Source organism: Bacillus sp. CGMCC 1.16541, from assembly GCF_003184905.1.
In the GTDB taxonomy this organism is placed as follows: domain Bacteria; phylum Bacillota; class Bacilli; order Bacillales; family Bacillaceae_H; genus Priestia.
Genome location: NZ_QFRU01000004.1, coordinates 109,747 through 133,079, shown reverse-complemented (window position 1 = coordinate 133,079; position 23,333 = coordinate 109,747). Strand labels below are relative to the sequence as shown.

General features: G+C 39.8%; 24 protein-coding genes. 20 read left to right on the top strand and 4 right to left on the bottom strand.

All coding sequences use genetic code 11. The features are described 5' to 3' along the window. Nucleotides 1–86 precede the first annotated feature (86 nt). On the top strand, nt 87–1,601 hold the full coding sequence (gene murJ / locus DIS06_RS07120; RefSeq protein ID WP_110112552.1) for a murein biosynthesis integral membrane protein MurJ: 1,515 nt from the start codon (nt 87–89) through the stop codon (nt 1,599–1,601). 22 nt (nt 1,602–1,623) lie between these two features. Beyond that, entirely contained in the window at nt 1,624–2,382 is a 759-nt protein-coding gene (locus tag DIS06_RS07115; protein ID WP_110112551.1) for an S-layer homology domain-containing protein, read from the top strand. A 36-nt stretch (nt 2,383–2,418) separates the two neighbouring features. On the opposite strand, the gene DIS06_RS07110 is transcribed toward DIS06_RS07115, so the two are convergent. Together DIS06_RS07110 and DIS06_RS07105 are read right to left on the bottom strand one after the other, a co-directional pair. After that, nucleotides 2,419–3,819: a SpoIID/LytB domain-containing protein gene (locus DIS06_RS07110; protein ID WP_162595907.1), complete on the bottom strand. Its 1,401-nt coding sequence runs from the start codon at nt 3,817–3,819 to the stop codon at nt 2,419–2,421. 9 nt (nt 3,820–3,828) lie between these two features. Next, nucleotides 3,829–4,053 carry a hypothetical protein gene (locus DIS06_RS07105; protein WP_239421934.1) on the bottom strand — a complete coding sequence of 75 codons (225 nt, stop codon included), beginning with the start codon at nt 4,051–4,053 and terminating at the stop codon, nt 3,829–3,831. A 337-nt stretch (nt 4,054–4,390) separates the two neighbouring features. Between DIS06_RS07105 and DIS06_RS07100 the strand changes: the two genes are divergently transcribed. Further along, complete coding sequence (locus DIS06_RS07100; protein ID WP_110112550.1) at nt 4,391–5,443, top strand: glycosyltransferase family 4 protein; 1,053 nt, start codon at nt 4,391–4,393, stop codon at nt 5,441–5,443. Between the two features lie 118 nt (nt 5,444–5,561). Here the strand turns inward: DIS06_RS07100 and DIS06_RS07095 are convergent, their stop codons facing one another. Further along, nucleotides 5,562–6,569, bottom strand: coding sequence for an LCP family protein (locus DIS06_RS07095; RefSeq protein WP_110112549.1), 1,008 nt, complete (start codon nt 6,567–6,569; stop codon nt 5,562–5,564). Nucleotides 6,570–6,753: 184 nt separating this feature from the next. Beyond that, the gene (locus DIS06_RS07090; RefSeq protein WP_110112548.1) at nt 6,754–7,389 is read right to left on the bottom strand and encodes a YigZ family protein; all 636 of its coding nucleotides are present in this window, start codon (nt 7,387–7,389) and stop codon (nt 6,754–6,756) included. Between the two features lie 359 nt (nt 7,390–7,748). Between DIS06_RS07090 and DIS06_RS07085 the strand changes: the two genes are divergently transcribed. The 17 genes from DIS06_RS07085 to csrA all read left to right on the top strand — a co-directional run bounded on the left by DIS06_RS07085 (nt 7,749) and on the right by csrA (nt 23,227). Next, a complete protein-coding gene (locus DIS06_RS07085; protein WP_110112547.1) occupies nt 7,749–8,909 on the top strand; it encodes a sensor histidine kinase in 1,161 nt (386 codons plus the stop codon). 81 nt (nt 8,910–8,990) lie between these two features. After that, nucleotides 8,991–9,674 carry a response regulator gene (locus DIS06_RS07080; RefSeq protein ID WP_110112546.1) on the top strand — a complete coding sequence of 228 codons (684 nt, stop codon included), beginning with the start codon at nt 8,991–8,993 and terminating at the stop codon, nt 9,672–9,674. A gap of 274 nt (nt 9,675–9,948) precedes the next feature. Further along, the gene (locus DIS06_RS07075) at nt 9,949–11,736 is read left to right on the top strand and encodes a M14 family metallopeptidase (RefSeq protein ID WP_110112545.1); all 1,788 of its coding nucleotides are present in this window, start codon (nt 9,949–9,951) and stop codon (nt 11,734–11,736) included. Between the two features lie 125 nt (nt 11,737–11,861). Next, entirely contained in the window at nt 11,862–13,820 is a 1,959-nt protein-coding gene (locus DIS06_RS07070) for a hypothetical protein (RefSeq protein WP_110112544.1), read from the top strand. Then, nucleotides 13,817–14,110, top strand: a complete 294-nt coding sequence (locus DIS06_RS07065) for an EscU/YscU/HrcU family type III secretion system export apparatus switch protein (protein WP_110112543.1) — start codon at nt 13,817–13,819, stop codon at nt 14,108–14,110. Before DIS06_RS07070 ends, DIS06_RS07065 begins: the two co-directional genes overlap by 4 nt. A gap of 15 nt (nt 14,111–14,125) precedes the next feature. Next, the gene (locus DIS06_RS07060) at nt 14,126–14,563 is read left to right on the top strand and encodes a YaaR family protein (protein WP_110112542.1); all 438 of its coding nucleotides are present in this window, start codon (nt 14,126–14,128) and stop codon (nt 14,561–14,563) included. Between the two features lie 212 nt (nt 14,564–14,775). Next, nucleotides 14,776–15,621 (top strand): DegV family protein, encoded by an 846-nt coding sequence (locus DIS06_RS07055; RefSeq protein ID WP_110112541.1) that lies wholly within the window; start codon nt 14,776–14,778, stop codon nt 15,619–15,621. Between the two features lie 71 nt (nt 15,622–15,692). Beyond that, nucleotides 15,693–17,171, top strand: a complete 1,479-nt coding sequence (locus DIS06_RS07050; protein ID WP_110112727.1) for an ATP-dependent helicase ComFA — start codon at nt 15,693–15,695, stop codon at nt 17,169–17,171. Beyond that, a complete protein-coding gene (locus DIS06_RS07045) occupies nt 17,164–17,871 on the top strand; it encodes a ComFC family protein (RefSeq protein WP_110112540.1) in 708 nt (235 codons plus the stop codon). The genes DIS06_RS07050 and DIS06_RS07045 overlap by 8 nt, the downstream gene beginning before the upstream one ends. 56 nt (nt 17,872–17,927) lie before the next feature. Beyond that, nucleotides 17,928–18,353: a TIGR03826 family flagellar region protein gene (locus DIS06_RS07040; protein WP_110112539.1), complete on the top strand. Its 426-nt coding sequence runs from the start codon at nt 17,928–17,930 to the stop codon at nt 18,351–18,353. A 165-nt stretch (nt 18,354–18,518) separates the two neighbouring features. Next, complete coding sequence (gene flgM / locus DIS06_RS07035) at nt 18,519–18,806, top strand: flagellar biosynthesis anti-sigma factor FlgM (RefSeq protein ID WP_343287488.1); 288 nt, start codon at nt 18,519–18,521, stop codon at nt 18,804–18,806. 20 nt (nt 18,807–18,826) lie between these two features. After that, nucleotides 18,827–19,309: a flagellar protein FlgN gene (locus DIS06_RS07030; RefSeq protein WP_239421932.1), complete on the top strand. Its 483-nt coding sequence runs from the start codon at nt 18,827–18,829 to the stop codon at nt 19,307–19,309. 18 nt (nt 19,310–19,327) lie between these two features. Continuing rightward, on the top strand, nt 19,328–20,956 hold the full coding sequence (gene flgK / locus DIS06_RS07025; RefSeq protein ID WP_110112537.1) for a flagellar hook-associated protein FlgK: 1,629 nt from the start codon (nt 19,328–19,330) through the stop codon (nt 20,954–20,956). Between the two features lie 9 nt (nt 20,957–20,965). Continuing rightward, complete coding sequence (gene flgL, locus DIS06_RS07020) at nt 20,966–21,847, top strand: flagellar hook-associated protein FlgL (protein ID WP_110112536.1); 882 nt, start codon at nt 20,966–20,968, stop codon at nt 21,845–21,847. A gap of 99 nt (nt 21,848–21,946) precedes the next feature. Then, nucleotides 21,947–22,537: a DUF6470 family protein gene (locus DIS06_RS07015; RefSeq protein WP_110112535.1), complete on the top strand. Its 591-nt coding sequence runs from the start codon at nt 21,947–21,949 to the stop codon at nt 22,535–22,537. Between the two features lie 12 nt (nt 22,538–22,549). Further along, nucleotides 22,550–22,984 carry a flagellar assembly protein FliW gene (gene fliW, locus DIS06_RS07010; RefSeq protein ID WP_110112534.1) on the top strand — a complete coding sequence of 145 codons (435 nt, stop codon included), beginning with the start codon at nt 22,550–22,552 and terminating at the stop codon, nt 22,982–22,984. Nucleotides 22,985–22,996: 12 nt separating this feature from the next. After that, nucleotides 22,997–23,227 (top strand): carbon storage regulator CsrA, encoded by a 231-nt coding sequence (gene csrA, locus DIS06_RS07005; RefSeq protein ID WP_110112533.1) that lies wholly within the window; start codon nt 22,997–22,999, stop codon nt 23,225–23,227. The last annotated feature ends 106 nt before the right edge of the window (nt 23,228–23,333 follow it).

Genomic DNA, 23,333 nt, shown 5'->3' with positions numbered 1-23,333 from the left:
ATCTCCATGTGGCTTTTCGTTAGAGAGTAGCGGTTAGACGGTTTAACACCGTCTTTTTTTGTGTAGAAAGTGAAGAGGTGAATGAAGTGGCTAAAAAATCTTTGTTTGCAATTATAGGGATTGTGACAATTATCAACGTCGTATCGCGCTTGTTCGGCTTCATTCGTGAGGCTGTTATTGGTTATCACTTTGGTACGTCATCACAAGCAGATTCTGTCATATTAGCTTATACCATTCCGACGTTTCTTTATATGGTTGTCGGAGGTGCCATTACGACTGCTTTTATTAGTATTTATAAAAAAATAGATAGACCGGAACAACAAAAACAATTTAAAGAGCTAATTTTGACCTATACGGTACTCATCATGGGCTTATTATCGATTGTTTTTGTGCTGTTCGCAAAGCCGATTACGTCGTTTTTCTTTACAGGGTTATCAACAGAAGAAGCACGAGTCACGGCGTTTTTATTTGCAGTGATGGCGCCTTCAACTCTATTTCTAGTGACGTCTATGTGGCTATCAGGAGTGTTAAATGTACATGATCGCTTTTTTAGTCCTGCTCTTGCAACACTATTAAATAATGCAGGTTTTGTTCTGTTAGCCGTTCTTTTATATCCTGCTATCGGAATTCAAGCCTACGGTGTCGGTGCAGTGGTTGGAGCCGTAGGGATGTTTGTCTGGCTTATTTACGACGTGCGTAAAAATCGCTTGATGTCATTTCGTTTTCGTTTCTTTTTAGAGCAAAGTGAATATGTCAAAAGAATGTTAAAGATTGGGATTCCCATTTTGCTTGGTGGGGCGACTCTGCAGTTTTACTTCTTATTGCACCGCGTGTTTGCGTCGGAGTTAACAGAGGGGTTCATTGCAGCATTGAACTATTCGTCAAAGCTTGTGCAGTTACCTCAAGTTATTTTAATGACCGCTGTTACAACGGTGATTTATCCAAAGCTTGCAGGTCAAGTGGCGAAAAAGCAGTTTGATGAAGTGAGTATGATGTATGAAAAAGGAATTCGATTACTGTTTTTGTTTATTGTACCGGTGTCGATTTTCTTGTATTTCTATGCCGAAGATACGGTACGCTTTATTTTTGAATATGGTTCGTTTACCACGGAATCGACACGTATAACCGCCGAGCTATTGCAGTTATTTGTAATTGGTATGTTTGCACATGCAGCGAATGTGTATGTGACGCGCTTTTTCTACGCGATGGAGCATCCGTTGTATCCTGTCGTGAGTGGTGTGATCGCAGTATTTGGCCTTAATATTGCTTTAATCGTGCTTTTTATTGATTCATTTGGAGCGCATGCGATTGCTGCTGCTACGACCATTAGTGCATATGCACAACTAATTTTTCTATTCATCATTAGTCAGTTCGTGTTAAAATTAACAAGAAAAGGATTCCTGTTTTTATCAAAATATGTCATGTTATCCATTCTATTAACAGGTGGTATGTTCCTTTTTGTTGAGCTTATACCTAGTTCAGTTACACTTGTGAATTTAATGGTTGGATTTATAGGATTTATTGTTCTTTTTCTTGGGTTAGGTAAACTATGTCGAATCTCAGAAATTGAGATGATTTGGATGAAACTTACACGAAAGTGAAGCAATCTTGGGAGAGGTTGAGATGAAGTCGATGAAAAAATGGTTCGTCATGAGTATAGGATCGATGTTACTCCTATCTGCATGTAGTGAAAACGTGATCGAGCAGGAAACACAAGCACAAGAGAGCGTTGAGGTTGCAAGTACTGAGTGGGTAGATGACCAAATGAACACGGTTGATGCTAAAGCAACAGCTGTTCATACACGAGCGGATGCGTTACAAAAAGAAATTAACGTACTGCTCGCTTCAACAAATCGTTCGCTGTTTAAAGATGTATCATCAGATTACTGGTCTTATTCACATATTAAAAGCTTATATGAAAAACAAATTATTAGCGGATATCGTGATGGAACATTTAAACCAGAAGTGTCTATTACACGCTATCAAGCAGCAAGTATGTTAGTGAAAACATTCAATTTGCCGCTTTCTAATTCACCTTACATATTTAAAGATTCAGTCAGCGATAGTCGAGTACGCCAAGAAATGATGACTGCGTACGAAGCAGGCTTTTTCAAAGGAAACAATGGATACTTTGATCCTTCTAAGCCAATGAAGCGACACCATATGGCGATGGTGTTACAACGCGCCTTTAAGTTAACTGATAACGGAGTAGCTTATACGCCTTTTCCAGACGTTCCTCAAAATTTAGAAGCGTACGAAGCGATTAAAGTGATTACGCAGCATAAAATTTCTACAGGAAGTAAAGGAATGTTTCAGCCTGACAATGCGACAACACGAGCACAGTTTGCTGCATTTGTAGACCGAGCTTTACCCTATAAATAAAAAGGTTGAGTATCCCTTGTTACTCAACCTTTTTGTTTATTTTAATGCTTTGACTTCTGTACCTGTATAATAATGCTTTAAAATCGCATCATATGTGTAACCAGCTTCAGCCATGCCGTAAGCACCCCATTGACTCATCCCAGCACCATGCCCATTGCCGCTACCTGTAAACGTGAAGCTAACAGGGGAAGTTGGAACGAGCGTGCTACTGTTTTTCGTTTTTACTTTTAAGTTGACATCATCAACGGTTGTAACGGTACCATCTGCTTTTTGAACTTTGTAGCCAACAAGATAGTCCGTTTTTTGAACAGTGCCACTGCCAGTCATAATGGCATTTGATGTACTTGGTTGGACACTAAATCGACTGCTAGGTAGACTACGCTCCATACCGCTTTCCGTTGTTCGGAAAAAGCTACGATACGCATCTGGAGAGCGAACGTCGGACCCAAGAAGTGCTTTTCTCGATACCGTTTTTGTTACGCGATTAAAGATGACAGCTTCTACTTCTCGTGCATTTCCACCAACTGTCCGACTTTTGATTTCTAATCCAATTGCTAACTCGGAACTTGATAGTTTTAATCGTTGAGCGAGCTGTGCGTTACTTAATGTGCGATTCCAGTTGTAGTGTGTGTTCCGGGCGTGTTTATCATAAGGATCCTCGACTGAACGCATATAAGGAAGTGCTGAACCACCCCATACATCTTCAGAGTTCTCTGTGCGACCACCAGAGCTTGAATAAAACAACGTTTTGATTGGAGATCCGTTATAGGTTAAGTACACATTCTTTGTTGCTTCAACTGCTTTTGTTGTTTGATTATGTATCGCTACATTTTCTTTGCCTTTGTAAACTTGACTTTGTTCAGTCATTTCAATATAAGGTTTATTCTTCAAATCCACATGTGCAAAACTTCTCGCGACAATGGCTTGTGCTTTTAATGCTTCCATTGGAAAATAATTCGACATTTCATAAGGGACAACGCCTTTTAAGTAGTTTTGCATGTCCAACGTATTGACAACTAACAATGCCGCTCCACTTGGCTGAACGGTTAAAGATCCACGAACGGTCATGGTGTGATTCTCTACTTTTGCATTGGCGTGCATCCCGGTTAGCGTTAATTGATTTGCATCTTGATGCGTTGTTTCATGCAACATGAATCCTTTTGTGGAGACAAGCGCTTGTGTGCCAACTGTGATCATCACTTGTCCAGTCTTTGCTTCAAAACGTACAGATTTATTTGTGCCGAGATTAATCGGTGCGTTTGTATCTAGGTTAACGAGCGTGTATTGACCATCTATTGCCGTTGTAAACGTTGAATTGGTTAATAAACGAACATTTACTTCATTTTCATAAGAAATAGGTGTTGTACCTGCGAATGAAAGGTGAGGAAGTGAAAAGAAACAACCTATTGTGAATAAAATCATCCATACTTTTTTCATGTTCGTCACCTATTGATTCACTTGCTTTTTTAACTCTGCAACTTGAGCCTCAAGATCTTTCACTTTTGTTTCTAACTCTGTGACTTTTTTCGATAAAGGATTCATTTTACTGTTGACCCATTCGACACTCGCAAGCATTGTTTCGCTATTTGCAAATGTTTTAGGGACGGCAAAAGCGGATATAGAAATGATGGATGCAAGTACGATTACCGCTGCTTTTTTTCTCATTTTCATTATGAAAAGACCTCCTAATTTGGTTGGGAAATGTCAGTATTGATTTATCTAGCATTATATCAAAAATTTGATAGAATTTGACTTATTTTTGAATAAAAGCAGGAATTTTGGATGGAAGGTAGAAAAATACAATAGTCTGAAAGAGTTAGGAGGTTTTGAGAATAAATTTCTATTTAAGTCATAGAATCAATGTGTTATAATCCTCATTGTGTGAATAAAAAAACCGACATAACTTTTTATAAAATTCAGAAAAAAATAAAATGTAATAGTATCCATTTGATTCATACAGTATGCATTGTTGCATGTTTTGGTTAAGATAAACCTGAGGAGGGTCTATATGCTGTATTTGACCTTGTTTATTTGCTTCATCGCATCGATTTTATTAACGCCACTTGTGAAAAAGCTTGCGTTTAAAATAGGTGCAACGGATAAACCGAATCAACGAAAAGTCCATCAAAAAATCATGCCTCGCCTTGGAGGTTTAGCAATATTCATTAGCTTTTTGATCGGTTACGTTATTTTACAACCAGAAAGCACGTATGCGTTACCGATTGTTCTTGGAAGTTTTATCATCATTATCACTGGTGTATTAGACGATATGATGGAGTTATCGGCTAAAGTAAAATTAGGCGGTCAGCTATTGGCTGCATGTATCGTGGTCATCTATGGTGGCGTGCAAGTGCTATTCATTAACTTGCCATTTGGTCTCGTTCTTGAATTTGGTTACTTCAGTATTCCGTTAACGATTTTATGGATTGTTGGAATTACAAATGCCATCAATTTAATTGACGGTTTAGATGGCCTTGCAGCAGGTGTGTCATCCATTGGCCTTATTACGATCTCTGGAATGGCGATTATGATGGGCGATGCGTTTGTCGCAAGCATGGGCTTTATCATGTTAGGAAGCATCTTAGGCTTTTTAGTGTATAACTTTCACCCAGCGAAAATTTTCATGGGAGATACAGGAGCATTGTTTTTAGGCTACATGATTGCGGTGCTTTCATTGTTAGGCTTTAAAAACGTTACGCTTATTTCCTTTATCGTACCGGTTATCATTTTAGGTGTACCGATTTCAGATACGTTTTTCGCGATTATTCGTCGTATTGTGAAAAAACAACCGCTATCTGCACCGGACAAGTCACATCTACACCATTGTTTATTACGATTAGGGTATAGTCATCGCCAAACGGTATTAATTATTTATGGCATGAGTGCCATTTTCGGTCTAGCAGCTGTAATCTTCTCACAAGTCGAAACAATGTGGGGCTCATTTTTAGTCCTTGCCATTTTATTGTTTGCGATTGAGATCATTGTAGAAAAGATTGGACTTGTTGATAAAACATACCGTCCAATCTTGAATATGGTACGCGGATTCCGCGTCAGCCGATAAAAAAACATCCTCTTTAAAGAGGATGTTTTTTTATCAATGTTAACAATAAGCCTTATATGCAAACATCCCTTGCCGATCGATCCATTGTCGTACTGGATATCTCAGCAAGGGATGTTATTTATTCGCTTTTATTTGGATATTCGCCACTTTTTAGTTCGAGATGTGTACGTAGCGTATCCGAAATTTCTTCAACTGATTCTTCATCTAACTTGTAGTAATAGATTCCGTCATCCCGGCTATCTTCACCTTTAAGATTTAATGTTTGGACGTCAATGTTTGTACCTTGTGTACCGTAGTCATAGAACGAAAGCATTTCCCCAAACGTCAAGTTCGTTTTCATATTGTCGCCAACTGCTTCAATTAGGTTACCATACTTGGTAACAGATCCGATAGATGAAGCTTCTTTAACCATCGCTTCAATGATTTGCTGTTGGCGTTTTCCGCGTTCTACATCGTTATCGTACTTTCGTGTACGAGCTACCGCTAGCGCTTCTTCACCATCTAATGTTTGCATGCCTTTACTTAATACAACACCGTTGTGACGATCATTGGAATCTTTTTCTTTTAAGTCGTAAGGAACGTCGAATTTAATTCCACCTAACGCATCCACAATATCAATAAACGCTTTAAAGTTTACTTTGACATAGTAATCAACAGGGACATCAAACAAATATTCAACCGTTTCAATGGTTGCTTTTGTGCCGCCATACGCATGAGCGTGATTGATCTTACTTTCCGTGCTTCTTTCTGGAATATACACTTTTGAATCACGAGGAATGCTGACTAACTTCACTGACTTGTCTTTTTCATTCAGCGTTGCAAGTAAAAGCGCATCAGTACGAGACGCGTCGCCATACTTTCGATTGTCATTATCATCAATTCCCATAAATAAAACAGAAATGTTATCTTGTTTTGGATCAATTTTACCTTCACGCATCGGTGATGATTGACGATCAAGCTCTTCATAGGAACCTGATACGACGGACTTTGCTTTTGCAAATAAGTATGACCCATAAGCCGTGGCACTGAGTCCGACAATTAAAATAGGAAGTAAAATAAACAAAAACATGCGCCTTCTTCGCTTTCGTTTGTTCACTTTCTTTTGGAAACGTCTGTATTGCTGCATACGGTTTCTCCTTTTTAGCCATTTCGAGCATAAATAGTGTTGTTAGTATATGTAACTTCTGATGATGTATCAAATATTTGAGCTTTTATCGTTAAATGTTGTCTTTATTTTCGCTATAAAAAGCAATGATTCGAGCCATTGCGCTAAAATTCATTGTACCTTTTTTTGACGATTTCGTAAATAATCAGTTTACGTCTTCCTCTAAATAAGTGATTTCTCCTTTTGACAGTTCACATTGCCCGTTTGTTAACTCAGTCATCCATTCAGAAAAAGCATCTGCTTGATCTTCTTTTACATACACTTCAATGTCGACTTGATCAAGGTAATGAATGTTTTTTACTTGATAAACGGAGTTTCGCAGTTCGTTTTCCAGCTTTCCAAGCCATGTGTAGTCCACTTTTGTATGCATGACTTGCATTAACGTACGGTTTACAACACCGATAGCATTTAACCCTTCAGAAACGGATTTTCCGTATGCGCGAACTAAGCCGCCTCCACCGAGTTTGATGCCGCCAAAGTAACGAGTGACCACAACGACGGTGTCTTTTAAACCACGCTTTTTTAATACTTCAAGCATGGGAACACCAGCTGTTCCACTTGGCTCACCGTCATCGTTTGCCTTTTGAAATTGATCTCGTTCACCAATGAGATAAGCCGAACAGTTATGGTTTGCATCCCAATGTTTCTTTTTAATATCTTGAATAAAAGCTTGTGCATCTTCTTCTGTTGTTGCACGTTGAGCGTAACAAATGAATCGAGACTTTTGGATGACAATCTCATGTTCACCGTATTTTTTTACTGTATGGTATTGAGGTAGCATTTAAATAAACCTCCTAATTTAAAAAATAAGTTTATCTCACTAAAAATAAGGGTATGGCATGGAGATATGAAGAATGTTGTCGGGTTTTGATAAATCTCTTCATTTATTATAAAGTTTCAGCTTCTAGCCAGCAATTAATATTCCTTATCGAAAGAAAATGTTTCCATCATCATGAAAATAGGGCAAATGGACGGGTTGAATTTAGCTAGCAGATTGATTAAGCTTGGCTAATAAGTGTTTATTTATGGAATAATGAAAAGAAATGAGTTCTATCCTCAAAAAGAAATGAGGAAATACGAACTATATAGATGGATGTAGAGAAATACATGAGATTTACGGACTTACTTTGAGGTGAAGTGATGTCAAAAAATAAACTAAGCAGCAAGGCGTTAGATGAAATTTTAGAAAAAATCATTTTAACAGTGGATACGAGTAAAGGAGAAATTTATCAATTAGCGGAAGACGCGAGACAAGAATATGATAAAATTCTCGAAGAATTAGAAATACTAAAAGTGAAAGTCATTGACACCATTCAAGATGCTGAGAAGCTAGAGATGCAGTCTCGTGTGGCGCGAAAACGCCTTTCAGAAGTAAGTCGCCACTTTAAAATTTATTCTGAGCCAGAAGTAAAAGAAGCATACGAAAAAGCACACATGCTTCAAACAAAACTTTTGATGACACAACAACAAGAGTTCCAACTTCGTAACCGCCGAGATGAATTGGAGAGACGTTTACGTACGCTCCAAGAAACCATCCAACGTGCGGATCATCTTGTTGGTCAAATTTCAGTGGTGTTGAATTATTTAAATAGTGATTTAAAGCAAGTAGGGGAAATTGTCGAAGATGCGATTCAAAAAGAGTATTTTGGGTTCCGGATTATTGAAGCTCAAGAAGAAGAGCGGAAGAAATTATCACGTGAGATTCACGATGGACCAGCACAAATGCTTGCTAATGTGATGATGCGTTCGGAACTTGTTGAGCGAATTTACCGAGAGCGCAGCCCTGAAGAAGCCATGCAAGAAATTAGAGACTTACGTAAAATGGTTCGTTCGGCTCTATACGAAGTTCGTCGCATTATCTATGATTTAAGACCGATGGCATTAGATGACTTAGGATTAACACCAACACTCCGAAAATATTTAGCCACGATTGAAGAATACAATGACGGAAATCCACGAATTACGTTTATTTCCATTGGACAGGAAAAGAGAATTCCGTCAAAATTAGAAGTAGCATTATTCCGTCTCGTACAAGAAGCGGTGACAAATGCACTAAAACATGCGAAGTCAACGGAAATTCAAGTAAAGATTGAATTTAACGAAAAGCATGCTATTCTGATAATAAAGGATAATGGCCAAGGCTTTCATCCTGAAGAGAAAAAAGAAAACTCGTTTGGACTTATGGGAATGAAAGAACGAGTAGACTTACTAGATGGAACACTATCAATCCATTCAAAGATTGGGCAAGGTACACTTGTCATAATACATGTACCTATTATACATGTTCCAGATACGAAATAGAGAGAGAGAGAAAAGAATGTAAAGTAAAAGGGGTCAATATAGATTAACCACTTTGTTGTTTGATTTGGGGAGGCATAACAAATGAAAACAAAAATTGTTATTATTGATGACCACCAATTGTTCCGTGAAGGTGTTAAACGAATTCTTGATTTTGAAAAAGACTTTGAAGTTGTAGCAGAAGGTGATGACGGAAGTGAAGCGTTAGCTCTTGTTGAGCAGCACACACCAGATGTTGTCATTATGGATATTAATATGCCATCAGTAAATGGTGTTGAAGCAACTAAGCAACTAGTTGACGCAAACCCAGATACAAAAGTCATTATTTTATCGATCCATGATGATGAGACGTATGTAACACATGCGCTTCAAACAGGTGCACGTGGCTACTTATTAAAAGAGATGGACGCAGATGCGCTAATCGAAGCCGTTAAGGTTGTAGCAGAAGGCGGATCGTATTTACATCCGAAAGTGACGCACAGCTTAGTGAAAGAATACCGTCGTCTAGCATCTCAAGGTCAATCGTCATCTTATCCGAACGAGCCAATTGAAATTCGTCGCCCACTTCACTTATTAACGCGTCGTGAGTGTGAAGTTCTTCAATTATTAGCTGACGGAAAGAGTAACCGTGGCATTGGTGAAGCATTGTATATTAGTGAAAAAACAGTTAAAAACCATGTAAGTAACATTTTACAAAAAATGAACGTAAACGACCGTACACAAGCCGTTGTTGTGGCAATTAAAAACGGTTGGGTAGAAGTTCGCTAAGACAAGCAGAACCCCTTGACTAAAAACAGTCAAGGGGTTCTTTGTGTATGCGAGCTACTTACCGAAAGAGTGAAAGACATTTATTTCTTACTCTCTTCATCTGTCCGTTCTTCTATTCTACGAAAAAATAAAGATTCATTCAGATAAAATAAACCTTTTTTACTAGTTCTTTAGTCTATATAATAAACTTGTAGATTTATAGTTTAGTGAATGGGGTGTTTTTGTGGGTATTCATTGTAGTAGATGTAGAAGTGTTTGGTTGGTGTTGTTCGTCGTGTTTAGCATACTGTTGACAGCGGATGATGTTCAAGCGAGCGAGAAGTATGTGACGGTGACAGCAGAGCGGTTGTCGATTTATGAAAATCAAAACGGTCAATTAGTCGAAATGGGTCACCTGTTAAAAGGAATGGAGTATGGAGTCATAGCTGAGTCTGGCAACTGGCTAGAAATTCAGTACGGAGATCGTCGCGCGTATATTTTAAAAGCAGCGACAACGTCCTCAGATGGAAAAAGTATCATCAAAAAGAGTGGCAATAAAAAGGAAGTCGGAGCCATTGAGGTAACGGAGGATACAACCATCTATGATAATGCGACAGGTGCATTAATTCCTTTTGGTGTTATGAAAAAAGGTGTTTCGTATCCTGTGATCAACGATCTTGGTAATTGGCTAGAAGTTCATGTTGCAGGAAGAATCGGCTATATCCATTCTTCAACCACGAAAAAGATTTTCTCACCAGCAGACCGTTATTTTAAAGTGGTACGTGATAATGTCCCGATTTATGAGAATCGCAACGGAACGCTCATTGAAGTGGGGCGTGTTGTAAAAGGAATGGACTATGAACGTGTTAAAGATATCGGAAACTGGCATCAAATTGATTTCGGTGGCCGCACTGCTTTTGTGTTAAAACAAGCAACTGAACCATCGGCTGGAAAGGCTGTTACATGGCAAGGAAACGTCGCGGGTAAATATAGCTTACAAGCAAAAGAAGATGCGACCATCTACGATAATAGCACAGGAAAGCTTGTTCCATTTGCGACTGTTAAAAAAGGCATTAGTCTTAACGTAACCAATATGAGTGGCAATTGGATCGAAACCATTGTGGGTAATAGGAAAGGATACATCTATATAGGGAGTGTTACATTTTTACCTACTGACGTTGTGAATCCGAAAACTGTTTATACATACACACAAATGCAACGAGATTTAACGATTCTTGAAAAGATGTATGGTGACTTTCTTGAAGTACATACAATTGGTCAGTCGGTTGATGGGCGTCATTTGTATGCGGTGAAGCTTGGAAAAGGCAAAAAAGAAATCTTTATTAATGGTTCTCATCATGCACGCGAATACATTTCCACTAATTTAGTGATGGAGAAAATTGATCAATATGCATATTCGTATGCGCGTGGTACAAAAATTGGTGCTTACCATACACGAACGGTGTTAGATGATACAGCCATTTGGTTTGTTCCGATGGTGAATCCTGACGGGGTGTCGCTTGTTCAGCTTGGTCATAAAAGTGCGAAGCGACCACAAGACGTGTTAAAAATGAACGGTGGTAGCACGAACTTTGCTTCATGGAAAGCAAATGTTCGTGGTGTGGATTTAAATAAACAGTACCCTGCAAATTGGAACAATCTTTGTTGCAATGCGCGTTATCCAGGGCCTGAAAACTACAAAGGCACAAAAGCACTTAGCGAACCAGAAGCAAAAGCGTTGTATGATTTTACGTTAAAGCACAACTTCCGTGCAGCAATTTCGTATCATTCGTCAGGAGAAATTCTGTACTGGTACTTCAAACAACAAGGCAGTCAATTACAGCGTGATGAAAAGTTAGCTCGCAAAATTTCGAACACAACAGGGTATTCAATGGTTCCAAAATCAGCGAGTGGAACGGGTGGAGGGTATAGTGATTGGTTTATTAGCACGCAAAAAATGCCTGCATTTACACCTGAACTATCTCCTTACGCAGGAAGACAACCTGTACCGCTTAAAAACTTTGACCGAATTTGGAAGCAAAACGTTACCATTGGGTTGATGGTGGCAAGTGAAATGAAGTAAATAGGAAAGGTTGTGTAGAGGGGTTCCTTTTAGGTAGATAAGCCTAAGGGGAACCCCTTAACGATGTGTATCATCTAACCGATAAAGAAAGAAGAAACGGTGAATAAAAATGGAGGTTGGATTTTTTGCAGATTTATAATCAGTTAGGTGCGTATGCAAATACCGCCTCGCAAGCAATGGTTACAGCAAAACAAGGAATGCAAGTAACAGGGACAATTCAACATGTGTTTAGTAAATTTGAAGGCATCATGAACGTAAATGGAAAGATGATGCGCGTAAAAGTTGATCAGCCGATTGAAGCAAATCAAAAAATGACAATGGAGATTACGAATGTATCTCAGTCAGTCATCGAAGGAAAAGTCATAAAAGAAGCATTTCAATCTCCTTCAATGTCAAGCAGTCAGTCTGTTGATCAACTTTTGACGAACATTCCTGATCAGCAAGTTCGCGACGAAGTAAAGGAACTTGTTCGCACTTTAGAAACAAAAGGAGTATCTTTACGAAAAGAAGATGTTCAAAAGCTCGTTTCATTTGTTACGGAAACGAAAGGAACGATTGAGCAAAAGCTACAAACGATTGAAGCACTTATAGCAAAAAAACTTCCTCTTATGCCAGAACTACTAAAGCCTATTCACGAAGCACTTCACGGCCGTACGTTTACAGAGCTATTAAATGAGGTGGAAGTAAGTGAAGAAAACAATCGCTCTGTCTTAACCGACATAGTGACAGAGGTTCTTCAACAACTAGAACAAAGTCAAGGAAATGAAAAAGCAATGGAACAAGCTGATCTTTTACTAAATGATGACACAAACCTTGAGAAAGGACACGCAGAGGGTATCCGATATAAAGGAGACATTCAACCACCTTCGCCTCCTTTTCAACAGCCGGTTTCTGGTTTATTGAATGAATCAAAGCAAGTCATTGTCAACGTCGTTACAGAGAAGCTTGCAGCATTAACGAATGAATTTACCGATGCAAAGCGTGTTCTCTTTAAAAATGTGCAAGCACTTGCTGACTATGTCGTGCCGCAAAAGCCAATAGCAGAGCAAGCACATAAATGGTTAGAAGCAGCGATTAAAAAAGTTGATGATTTGTTGTTAAAAAGTGATGTCATGCTGTATGCAGATATGAAGACAGAAAAGCAACTGTTAGAAGTGAGCACAAATTTGCAGCAAGCGAAAAAGCATCTTGCCAATGGACAAGTAAAAGAAGGGGCAGAAGTAATCAAACAAGTAAAAGCTCTTTTAGAGGAAATCGACTACAAGCCATCGGTCACGAAAATGGTCCACGTTGTAAACAATGAACTTCTAGTTGGACAGAAGGTTACTTCTTTTCAAAGTGCAAATATGCAAGGGGCGATGGCTGGGCCAAAAAGTCATGATACGAAGATGCCTTCCGCTGTTATATCGCAAATGCAGAAAGTGTTAATAGAAGCAGGAGAACAACCGTCAGGGCGACAAGTGTTAGAAGTGTTAAAAAAGCTAGGGGTTGGTCATGAACGTGAAGTTGTTCGTTCTTTGTTTTTTCAAAAAAACAACCAACCGACTGCTGTTCAAAATGTAAAAGAAGCACTGTTACAAAGCATTCAAACATCGCCAAACGGAAAAGTACCGATTGGAGTGGAACAAGCGCTCAACAACTTAACGGGTCAACAATTGTTAAGTAAGCCAGAACACGGAACAAGCTTGCAAAGTTTATTCTTTCAACTGCCCTACATGTTAGAAAATCAAATTAAAAGTGTGAACGTGTACATTCAATCGCAGAAACAGAAGGAAACGATTGATTGGGAAAATTGTCGTTTGTATTTTTTGTTTGAAACAAATAAGCTTGGGCCGATGGGGCTGTTATTAACAGCGGTCGAGCGGAAGCTGATGTTAACGTTTAAAAACAATGATAAACAGTTTGTCGAAAAAGCAGCACCTCTTGTAGAATGGTTAAAGGAGAAAGTGCAGGCTGTTGGTTTTCGGATTGAAGGAGTGAATTACCAATCGCTCACTCCATCTTCATCACCTGAACCACAACAAACAGAGGTCGTCGCGTCATCTGCTGAGGCTACGAAGGAAGGGTTTGATTTTTCAGTATGATTTATGAACATGTTAACCAACTTAATCGTAAGAAACACTCGGCAAAGAAAGCGATGATGATTCGTTATGAAGAACATGCTGATCAACAACCACAAGTAATCGCACAAGCAACAGGATTAGCGGCTCAACAATTAATGGAACAAGCTCGGCAACAAGAGATTCCAATCGAAGAGAATATGGTGTTATTGCATAACTTGATGGATCTCGATTTAGGGGAAAACGTTCCACCTCAGCTATACGCTGTCATTGCGGAAGTGTTAATGTTTATTCAAGAAATTGAAAAGCAGTAAGGAGGTCAAAAAGATTTGGAAATCCAGCGATTGCAACAAGCATCTCTTCAAAAGATGAAAGCATCAGACAAGGGTGTAACGGCTTCAACAACGTTTACGGAAGTGATGAGGCAAAAGAAACAAGATATCACGTACGAACGATTACACAAGCTGATGGAACAAATTGAACGTCAAGGAGAAGTGTTAGCGAAGCATCGTTCCATTGATGGACTTCGCCACTATAAAAAACTGGTTAAACAGTTTATGGACGATGTCGTGAAAAACGGGTTAGATCTTGATCAACAGCGTGGCTTTAACAACCGTGGCTCTTATACGACGTACCATACCGTACGAGAAGTGGATCATCGTCTGCATGAACTAACCGAAGCGGTGCTTCATAAAGAGCGAGGTCAATTAGACTTACTGCAAACCATCGGGGAAATTCAAGGGTTGCTTGTGAACATGTATGTCTAGTTAATATGCTTTGGTTGACTTGCATCTCGCTCAAGGGATTCGATAATGCAAACAAATTGAAAATGGTGTACAATAAAGAAATTGATATGAACCTATGTCACCACTCGTTTAAAGAGGTTTAGAAAGGTGCAAATAGGTCAGTTGTACAAACACAACGCTACTTTATTTACATGTACAAAAAATTTTCAAAAAAACAAAAGGATGGTTCCTTTATGAAAACGGCAATTATCACGGATAGTACGGCTTATATTGACCACTCAGTACTCAATAAGCTCAACATACATATGGTTCCACTTAGTGTGATTTTCGGTCAAGAAACGTACCGAGAAGAAGTGGACATTACAGCAGAACAATTTTATGAACAAGTACGTCAAGCAGAAACACTTCCGACGACATCACAACCACCTATTGGGCAATTTGTTGAATTATTTGAACAGCTAAAAAGCGAAGGGTACGATGCAGCGGTTGTCGTGACGTTATCAAGCGGAATTAGCGGCACGTATCAAGGTGCCATTACAGCAGGTAGCATGGTCGATGACATCGATGTGCGCGTATATGATTCAGAAATCAGTTGCATGATTCAAGGATTTTACGTCATTGAAGGAGCGCAAATGGCAAACGAAGGAAAAGGACCGGATAATATTTTAGCTCGTTTAGATGAAATGAAACAATCGATTCGTGCATACTTCATGGTTGATGACTTGTCTCACTTACAGCGCGGTGGACGATTAAGTGCAACGCAAGCGTTCGTTGGAAGTCTTCTTCAAGTGAAACCATTGCTTCACTTTGTAGATACGAAAATCGTTCCGTTTGAAAAAATTCGCACACGCAAAAAAGCGATTAAGCGCATTGTTGAACTCCTTGATCAAGACGCAGCTCATAACGAGCCAATGAAAGCAGTCGTGATTCATGCGAATCGTCATGAAGAAGCAGCAGAGCTAAAAGCAGAGCTTGAAAAAGAATACCCACAAATTGAATGGGGCATTTCACATTTTGGTCCAGTTATCGGTACGCATTTAGGTGAAGGGTCAATGGGCATTGGTTGGTACAAACTATAAATCATAGCAGGAGAGTTCGTTTACGATGACGAACTCTTTTTTGTATGCTTTTACATGAAAGGAATGATGCAATGAAATTCTTCGTTTCAAATGATTTGCTTGTGTTAAATCGTGACAAAGGCTACCCTTTTTCACACTGTGACACATGGAAAACACCCCCTTTAAATCCCACCTTTTCTTACTCGTTGGACCTTCAACAGCTTTTAAGTGGAAAGCAACTTCTCTTCGATGAAATTTCTTTTCCTGTTGACATGATTCATGAACATTATAAACAAGGGTATATCACGTACCGTAAAGGAATTGTTCAGCATCCTTTTTTAACATGTCAGCGTTGTGGTAACGAAGATGTTCAGCGGTTTTCTTCATTTGATTGTGCGCGTTGTGGACAGCACTGCCAATATTGCCGGGCGTGTATCATGATGGGACGAGTAAGCGAATGCACACCGCTTATTAGTTGGTGTGGGCCGTTCGTTCCACATAATGAAGATGTTCATGAGCTTCATTGGAAAGGGGAATTGTCACCTGCTCAACAAGTCGCTTCTGATGCTGTTGTGGTAGCGATTGAGAAAGCTGAGAGCTTGCTCGTGTGGGCGGTATGTGGTGCAGGCAAAACGGAATTGTTGTTTCAAGGTATTGAATCAGCACTTCAAAAAGGAAAGCGAGTATGCATTGCGACGCCTCGAACCGATGTCGTGTTAGAGTTAGCCCCGCGTATTCAGCAAGCTTTTCCCCATGCGAATGCAATTGCGTTATACGGCGGTAGTCCTAATCGTCACGTGTACGCCCCGCTTGTCATAGCCACTACGCATCAACTATTTCGCTTTTACGAAGCATTTGATGTTGTCATTGTCGATGAAGTCGATGCGTTTCCGTATTCAATGGATCACACCCTTCAATATGCCGTTCAACATGCACAAAAAACGAAAGCAACTGTCATTTACTTAACTGCAACACCAAATGAAGCATGGCAAAAAGAAGTGAACGAAAACAAGCGAAAAGCGGTCACAATCCCTGCTCGTTATCATCGTCATCCTATCCCTGTGCCAGAGTTTGTTTGGTGTGGGAACTGGCGTAAAAAAGTGAAAAAGGAGTGTCTCCCCACGGCGCTTGAACGGTGGCTTCAAACACGCATTCACGAAAACAAAGCCTGTTTTGTATTTGTTCCGCGCATTGATGTACTAGATGCTGTTGTTCAGCTTATAAAGGTGATGGGTGTGACGAGTGAAGGCGTGCACGCAGAAGACCCGAATCGAAAAGAGAACGTACAAAAATTTCGCAATCGTCAAGTAGACGTGCTCGTGACGACGACGATTTTAGAACGAGGTGTGACCGTACCGAACGTTGATGTAGCGGTGTTAGGGGCAGAAGATGAGATTTTTACGGAAAGTGCGCTCGTTCAAATTGCAGGGCGCGTCGGACGCAGTGCAGACTATCCGACGGGAGATGTCACATTTTTTCATTACGGCAAAACAAATGAAATGGTCAAAGCGAAGAATCACATTCTCAATATGAACGAACTCGCAAGAAAGCGAGGGTTGATTCATGACTAATTGTCTTTATTGTGAAGAACCACTTGTTGTTTCAGTTAGTTGGGAAGGGTTATTTTCACCAACTAAACGAAACGTTCTTTGTGAAGCTTGTCAGCAACAACTGGTTAAAATTCAAGGGAATCTGTGTCAAAAGTGTGGAAGGTCTCTAGCGACGTTATCTCCTGAACATTATGAAGGAGAGATGTGTACTGATTGTCAAATGTGGCAATGTTCTGAGTGGAAAGGTGTGTTATGTCAAAATCGCTCGCTTTATCACTACAATGATTTTTTAAAAGCATGGATGGCTCAATTTAAATTTCGCGGTGATTACGCACTAATTGAGGCAGTGAAAAACGACTGGTGTTCATTGTTTCAGAAGACATACTCTTCTAAACACCTTATTGTCCCTATTCCGCTTAGTGATGAACGATTATATGAGCGAGGCTTTAATCAATCAAATGTTCTTGCAAACATGCTTTCAAATGACGTATATGATGGGTTGTATCGAACGAATCATGAAAAACAATCGAAAAAATCACGAGCAGAGCGTTTACAAGTGAGAGATTTTCTTGCAGTAAAAGAACGTGAGAAAGTGGCAGGAAAAGAGATTCTCTTAATTGATGATATTTATACGACAGGGATGACGCTTCATGTGGCAGCGAAGCAGTTAAAACAAGCAGGTGCTACTTCTGTTCAATCTTTCACACTCATAAGAAGTTAATACTTTTGAAAGTGAGACGATATAATGAGTAAATCGTCATAGATGGAGGATTAAAGATGGGAGATATTATAAACTGTCCAAATTGTCATAGTATTTTTAGAAAAAATGCATTTCGCGAAGTGTGTGATACTTGTTTCAAAGATGAAGAGCGTCAATTTAATTTAGTGTACAACTTCATTCGTCAACGTCAAAATCGAACAGCTACACTTCTTCAAGTAACAAATGCAACAGGAGTATCTGAGGCTCTGATTTATAAATTCATTAAACAAAAGCGACTACAAATCTCACAATTTCCGAATTTAGGCTATCCGTGTGAACAATGTGGAGAGCTTATCCAAACAGGAAAAATATGCGGAGGTTGTCAAGCGAGATTTAATAAAGAATTGAGCAAATTAAAAGAAGCGGAACAGCGTCAACAACACCCAGAAGTGAAAACGAATCGAACGTATCATACGTTCGATGGGGGTAAGAAGGAGTTATAACGACTCCTTCTTTTAAACTTGAATGTTTAGTTTCTAGGTCTCATTTTTGATTGTGTATCGATAGGTCAAAAAATCTATCATTTGAACAGCTTTGTGCTATTTGAATCATCTTTTGTGAAAAAGTTAATTTTTTGTGAAAAAAGCCGATAATAGAAGTAATGAAACGTGAAGCGAAAGGATGAGAAGATGAAAATCAATCGATACGGATCGTTTAGTGTGAACCCATATAAGAAACAAATGGATCAACAACAAAAAGCGAATGTTATAGATCATAAAAAAGATAAAGTGGAAATTTCGTCACAAGGAAAAGAAATGCAACATGTGAACGCTTTTTCGACAGAACGTCAACAAAAAGTAGAGGAATTAAAGAAACAAATTCAACAAGGAACGTATAAAGTAGAACCTCAAGATGTAGCCAAAAGCATGATTGATTTCTACACGAAAAATAAATAGAGAGTTGGATGAACGTGTCAATGCAAACTCTTATTAGCTTGTTAACCAAACTTTTAACCTTACATCAAAGTCTGCATCAGCTTGCAGAACGGAAAACAGAAATCGTAAAAGAAGGAAACCTTGAAGCGTTAAACACATTAATGAACGAAGAACACGTACACATTACGGCCATTGCCAAAGTAGAAGAAGCACGAAATGAAGCGGTCATTCGTCTACTAAGCGGTCAAACCATTCAAGGAAATTCTCCTACGTTACAAGATGTGATTAATCATGCGAACGAAGAAGAGGGAAAACAGTTAACTCACCTACAAACAGAGCTAATAAGCTGTCTCACTCATTTAAAGAAACGAAATGAACTGAATCAGCAACTAATCTATCAATCGCTACAATTTGTGAACGTGACAATGGACCTTGTACGTCCTCAAGCGAAGTCTTATAACTACGAACGACCAACTCAGCTAACACAGCCAACACCAACAGCTTATTTTCATTCAAAAGCATAAGAAAAAGGAGGAACATAGATGCGCTCAACATTTCACGGTCTTGAAGTAGCGAGACGAGGCATGACGACACAACAAGCGGCACTTTATACAACTGGCCATAACATTGCCAATGCGAACACACCAGGCTATACACGTCAGCGCGTGAACTTTGTTCAAACCGAGCCTTACCCTGCACCGTCACGAAATCGTCCTGAAATACCGGGTCAAATGGGAACGGGTGTTGAAGCAGGAAGCATTCAGCGTGTACGTGAAGGGTTCTTAGACGTGCAATACCGCGGAGAAAACCAAAAGTTAGGGTATTGGGAAGCAAGAAGCAATAACATTTCACGTATGGAAGACATTTTTACCGAAATCGGTGGAAGTGGTTTGTCAAAAGTAATGGATGAGTTTTGGCAGTCGCTTCAAGATTTAAGTGTGAGTCCGGAAAACGAAGGAGCACGTGCGGTTGTTAGACAACGTGGTATCGCCGTAACGGATACATTTCATTACTTGTCTGACTCATTACATCAAGTGCGAACGGAAATCGGAAGTCAAATTGGGGTTTCAGTTAATGAAGTAAACGCCATTTTAGAACAAATCGCCAAAGTAAATGCGCAAATCAACGAGATTGAGCCTCACGGTTATTTGCCAAACGATTTGTATGACAAACGCGATCAATTAGTGGATGACCTATCGAAACATATGGCCGTAAAAGTAACAGCAGTAAAGCTTGATTCAGAGAAAACAAACGCGTCACCAATGGCAGAAGGATCGTACACCATCTCATTTATACATAGTGGAACAGAATACAAGTTGGTGGAAGGAACTCAATTCGACAAAGTGTCAGTCGAAAATGGGCAAGATTTGGACGGAGACGGTGTGACGGAAACACCCGGTGAGAGCTTCACAGCATTTCAATTGACAGGTGCGTTAAACGGAGGAGTGACGATTACGGCAGGTTCGGGCAACGAAGCTGCTTTTCCGATGGGGAGACTCAAAGGGCTAGTCGAGTCATACGGATATGGAACGACCGATCCACAACAAGGACTGTATCCACAAATGTTGAATAACATCGACCACCTAGCGTATTCATTCGGTACGTTATTTAATGAGGTTCATAAACAAGGTCACGGAATTGGTGATGATAACACCAATAAGTCATTCTTTGATGGACTAAACACAGGCGGTACTCCTCCTCACAAAGGAGCGGCCAAAGCAATTGTGTTACATAACGACATTGAAATTGACTTGAAAAACATTGCTGTATCGACTGAAAAAGGAGAGACAGGGAACGGGCTTCATGCGCTTAATCTCGCAAACTTAAATAGTACGAATTTAGCAAATGGATCAATGAAACTAGTTGGCTTGCCTGACCTGGCCTTACCTAATGATATTTTAACTAGTGGGACATTAAAAACGAACTACGGTGGTTGGATTGGAAAGCTTGGGGTAGACGGCCAACAAGCGGTGCGTATGCAGCTAAATACAAATACGTTACTGCAATCGGTTGAAACGAGAAGACAATCTGTCAGTGCGGTATCACTCGATGAAGAAATGACCAATATGGTAAAGTTTCAGCACGCGTATAATGCAGCGGCACGCAACTTAACGGTTATTGACGAAATGTTAGATAAAATCATTAACGGCATGGGCGTCGGAGGAAGGTAGGAGAGATTAATGCGTGTGACACAAAGCATGCTCGCAAACAACATGTTGCGTAATTTAAGTCAAAGCTATGCCAACATGGGTAAATACCAAGATCAGCTCGCAACAGGTAAAAAAATTAACCGACCATCTGACGACCCTGTTGTCGCGATGAAAGGCTTAACATACCGAACAAACTTAATGGAAGTCGAACAATACAAACGAAACTTCTCAGAAGCCTATACATGGACAGAGAATACAGACGCAGCGCTCGATAAAGCGACTCAAGCTCTACAACGTATGCGTGAATTAACCGTTCAAGCAAGTAACGGCACGTATGAAGGCGATCAGCGTAAAGCGATTGAAGAAGAGATAAAACAGTTAAAAGAACATCTCGTCACAATCGCGAATAGTAAAGTTGGCGATAAATACATTTTTAACGGAACGAATACATCGAACGAGCCTGTCACAGTCGGAGCCGACGGTAAAATTACTACCACGTCAACGAATGCGAATGAAGTGAAAATCGAACTATCAAAAGGCATTTACATCGGTGTAAACGTACCTGGAAATAAACTGTTTAATGCTGACTTCTTCAATCGAATTGAAGCGCTTCAAGATAAACTCACAAGTAACGGTGAGGATATTAGCGACTCGTTAAAAGAGTTAGATGCCAACTTAACGGCGATTTTATCGGTACGGGCAGAAATTGGGGCACGTCAAAATCGCATCGATATGATGGAGTTACGCATCGACGAACAAGAAGTAATTGCGAATCGGATTTTATCGGATAACGAAGATGCCGATATTGAACGAGTTATCACTGACTTGAAAACACAAGAAAGTGTCCATCGTGCTGCACTTGGCGTAGGGTCACGTATTATTCAGCCGACCTTAATGGACTTTTTAAGATAAAGATACTTGTCACAAACACATTCATTACAATCACTGTCACATTGTTCATTTTTTACGTGAACATGCATCGACAGTGATTTTTGTTAGGGAGGGAAGGAAATGCGCTTACCGCAAATTCGGTTAGAGTCCACGTCGGCAAAAGTGAATGTACAAACCGTACCCGCTAAAATGGAACAAAGTCAACCAGCTGCTGATTTGTCGATTCAACAGCCACAAGCCGAAATGACGATTGAGCGAACACCGTCTCAGTTAAGCATTGACCAAACAAAAGCGTGGGAAGACATGGATTTAAAGCACATTTCAAGACGTGTGGAAGAAGCAGTGGATCAAGGCCATGAAGATTGGCTAGCTGGAATCGCTCGACGTGCACAAGAAGGAGAAGATCTCATGCGAATTGAAGACGGAGGAAACCCGATTCCAGATCATGCGAAACAAAACAGTGAGTCGCCAACGTACGACTTTAACATCGGCTGGATTCCGTCGCCTGGTGGTGTAAAGATTGGCTACACCCCTGGTAAAGTAGACATTCGTTGGAAAACGAATGCGCCAATTATTCAATCATCAATCAATAAGCCTGTCTTAAATTATGAACCAGGAAAAGTGAATGTTAGTATGGCGCAATATTCGTCGTTAAAAATTGACTTTGAACATCTTTATTACCGAGGAACAAACTACGAACAAAAAATATAAGGTTGTGAACATATGAACATTAAAACGAAATACCACGGAAGCATGGAAGTAAAGAAACAAGACATTCTTCACTTTCATGACGGACTGCCTGGATTTGTAGAAGAAAAAACATTTATCGTCTTACCACTTGGAGACGACAACGTGTTTTACTTTCTGCAATCGACGCAAACACCCAATCTCGGATTTGTGATCACGAATCCGTTCCTATTCTTTAAAGAATACGACTTTGAACTAGACACGTCACATCTTCAAAAGTTAGAGATAAAAGATGAGGAACACGTAGCCGTCTACACCATCTTAACGATGACGGACCAAATCGAACAGTCAACCGCAAACCTACAAGCACCAATTGTCATCAACACAAAAACAAACAAAGCGAAACAAATCATCTTAACCAATACAAGCTATAAAACAAAACACTCACTCGCAAAACAATCAATCAAGTAAGGAGGGAGGAGCATGTTAGTTCTCACACGAAAAACGAACGAATCGATTCAAATTGGTGACGATATCGAAATCACGATCCTAAAAGTCGAAGGCGATCAAGTCAAAATCGGCATCAACGCACCAAAGCACATCGACATTCACCGAACCGAAATTTACGAAGCCATTCAACAAGAAAACAAACAAGCATCCGAAACAACGATAAACTTGTTTCAACAACTAAAAAAGTTACAAAAAGAGAAATAAATTCACTAAACAACTCCTCCTCCATGACGATATAACTAGTGTAAAGAATGAGTCAAAAGGCGGCCGACTTCGAGACTCATTCCCAAACCATCCACAAGGACGTGGA

Excerpts from the sequence above, each read along its gene's own strand:
- DIS06_RS07095 (WP_110112549.1), bottom strand. The coding sequence starts at position 6,569 with ATGCAGCAATACAGACGTTTCCAAAAGAAAGTGAACAAACGAAAGCGA.
- DIS06_RS07055 (WP_110112541.1), top strand. The coding sequence starts at position 14,776 with ATGAAAACGGCAATTATCACGGATAGTACGGCTTATATTGACCACTCA.
- fliW (WP_110112534.1), top strand. The coding sequence starts at position 22,550 with ATGAACATTAAAACGAAATACCACGGAAGCATGGAAGTAAAGAAACAA.
- DIS06_RS07100 (WP_110112550.1), top strand. The coding sequence starts at position 4,391 with ATGCTGTATTTGACCTTGTTTATTTGCTTCATCGCATCGATTTTATTA.
- DIS06_RS07105 (WP_239421934.1), bottom strand. The coding sequence starts at position 4,053 with ATGAAAATGAGAAAAAAAGCAGCGGTAATCGTACTTGCATCCATCATT.
- flgK (WP_110112537.1), top strand. The coding sequence starts at position 19,328 with ATGCGCTCAACATTTCACGGTCTTGAAGTAGCGAGACGAGGCATGACG.
- DIS06_RS07015 (WP_110112535.1), top strand. The coding sequence starts at position 21,947 with ATGCGCTTACCGCAAATTCGGTTAGAGTCCACGTCGGCAAAAGTGAAT.
- DIS06_RS07080 (WP_110112546.1), top strand. The coding sequence starts at position 8,991 with ATGAAAACAAAAATTGTTATTATTGATGACCACCAATTGTTCCGTGAA.
- DIS06_RS07050 (WP_110112727.1), top strand. The coding sequence starts at position 15,693 with ATGAAATTCTTCGTTTCAAATGATTTGCTTGTGTTAAATCGTGACAAA.
- DIS06_RS07090 (WP_110112548.1), bottom strand. The coding sequence starts at position 7,389 with ATGCTACCTCAATACCATACAGTAAAAAAATACGGTGAACATGAGATT.
- DIS06_RS07040 (WP_110112539.1), top strand. The coding sequence starts at position 17,928 with ATGGGAGATATTATAAACTGTCCAAATTGTCATAGTATTTTTAGAAAA.
- flgL (WP_110112536.1), top strand. The coding sequence starts at position 20,966 with ATGCGTGTGACACAAAGCATGCTCGCAAACAACATGTTGCGTAATTTA.
- DIS06_RS07110 (WP_162595907.1), bottom strand. The coding sequence starts at position 3,819 with ATGAAAAAAGTATGGATGATTTTATTCACAATAGGTTGTTTCTTTTCA.
- DIS06_RS07030 (WP_239421932.1), top strand. The coding sequence starts at position 18,827 with ATGCAAACTCTTATTAGCTTGTTAACCAAACTTTTAACCTTACATCAA.
- csrA (WP_110112533.1), top strand. The coding sequence starts at position 22,997 with ATGTTAGTTCTCACACGAAAAACGAACGAATCGATTCAAATTGGTGAC.
- DIS06_RS07065 (WP_110112543.1), top strand. The coding sequence starts at position 13,817 with ATGATTTATGAACATGTTAACCAACTTAATCGTAAGAAACACTCGGCA.
- DIS06_RS07115 (WP_110112551.1), top strand. The coding sequence starts at position 1,624 with ATGAAGTCGATGAAAAAATGGTTCGTCATGAGTATAGGATCGATGTTA.
- DIS06_RS07045 (WP_110112540.1), top strand. The coding sequence starts at position 17,164 with ATGACTAATTGTCTTTATTGTGAAGAACCACTTGTTGTTTCAGTTAGT.
- DIS06_RS07085 (WP_110112547.1), top strand. The coding sequence starts at position 7,749 with ATGTCAAAAAATAAACTAAGCAGCAAGGCGTTAGATGAAATTTTAGAA.